Consider the following 1271-nt stretch of genomic DNA (forward strand, 5'->3'; position numbering starts at 1 on the left):
ATCGGCACCGCCGGCCGCCTCGTCGGGCACTTCCACATCCACAACGGCGACGAGTCAGGCTTCGTCTGCGAACGCGTCTGACTTCTTCAACAGCCTGCTAAAGAGGGTGAACCGCCCCGGGTTTGTCGGAGGCCCCAATTCCTGAGAGGATGGGGCTTATGATGAGCAAGACGACGAACAAGTTCTCGCCTGAGGTGCGTGCCCGCGCGGTGCGGATGGTGCTGGACCACGAAGCCGAGCATCCGTCGCGCTGGGCGGCGATCACGTCGATCGCCGGCAAGATCGGCTGCACGGCACAGACGCTGAACGAGTGGATCAAGAAGGCCGAGGTCGACAGCGGCCGCAAGCCTGGGCTGACGACGGAGGTGGCGGCTAAGCTCAAGGCTCTCGAACGCGAGAACCGACAGCTGCGGCAGGCGAACGAGATTCTGCGCAAGGCGTCGGCGTATTTTGCCCAGGCGGAGCTCGACCGCCGACACCGGTCATGATCGGCTTCATCGACGATCACCGCGGGGCCTATGGGGTCGAGCCGATCTGCAAGGTGCTGCCGATCGCCCCGTCAACCTACCATGAGCATGTCGCCAAGCGGATCGATCCGGGGAAGCAGTCGGCTCGGGCGAAGCGGGACCTGGAGCTGAAGCCGCAGATCGAGCGCGTGTTCGGCGCGAACTTCGAAGTCTATGGCGCCCGCAAGGTCTGGCGACAGATGTTGCGCGAGGGGTTCGACGTCGCCCGCTGCACGGTCGAACGCCTGATGGCCGACCTCGGCCTGCAAGGTGTCATTCGCGGCAAGCCGATCCGCACGACCGTCCGGGACAAGGCTGCGCCATGCCCGCTGGACCATGTCAACCGGGTGTTCCATGCGCCGGCCCCCAACCGGCTCTGGCTCTCGGACTTTACCTACGTCTCGACCTGGTCGGGCTTCGTCTATGTCGCCTTCGTCATCGACGCCTATGCTCGGCGGATCGTTGGTTGGAGGGTGTCGCGGACGGCCCATGCGAGCTTCGTGCTCGACGCGCTGGAGCAGGCCCTGCACGAGCGACGGCCGGTCCATCGCGGCGGCCTCGTGCATCATTCCGACAGGGGTTCGCAATACGTCAGCATTCGATACACCGAGCGCCTCGCCGAGGCCGGTATCGAGCCCTCCGTCGGTAGCGTGGGCGACAGCTACGACAATCTATGGACGCCTCCCGCAGCAAGATGATTTCTGACGTCGACCCGGCATTGGGTGCGTAAATCTATCCGGCCTGTCGCTGGAGCGATCCCGCCCC

General features: G+C 65.0%; 1 pseudogene and 1 other annotated feature. The pseudogene reads left to right on the plus strand.

Annotated features, from left to right (window positions below):
• Positions 1-161 precede the first annotated feature (161 nt).
• Positions 162-1177: pseudogene (locus tag ACFPOB_RS27455) on the plus strand (IS3 family transposase); the annotation flags it as partial.
• Positions 443-559 (plus strand) — a sequence feature (AL1L pseudoknot). Its footprint overlaps the pseudogene before it by 117 nt.
• Positions 1178-1271 lie beyond the last annotated feature (94 nt).

Source organism: Allobosea eneae, from assembly GCF_042657265.1.
Taxonomy (GTDB): Bacteria; Pseudomonadota; Alphaproteobacteria; order Rhizobiales; family Beijerinckiaceae; genus Allobosea; species Allobosea eneae.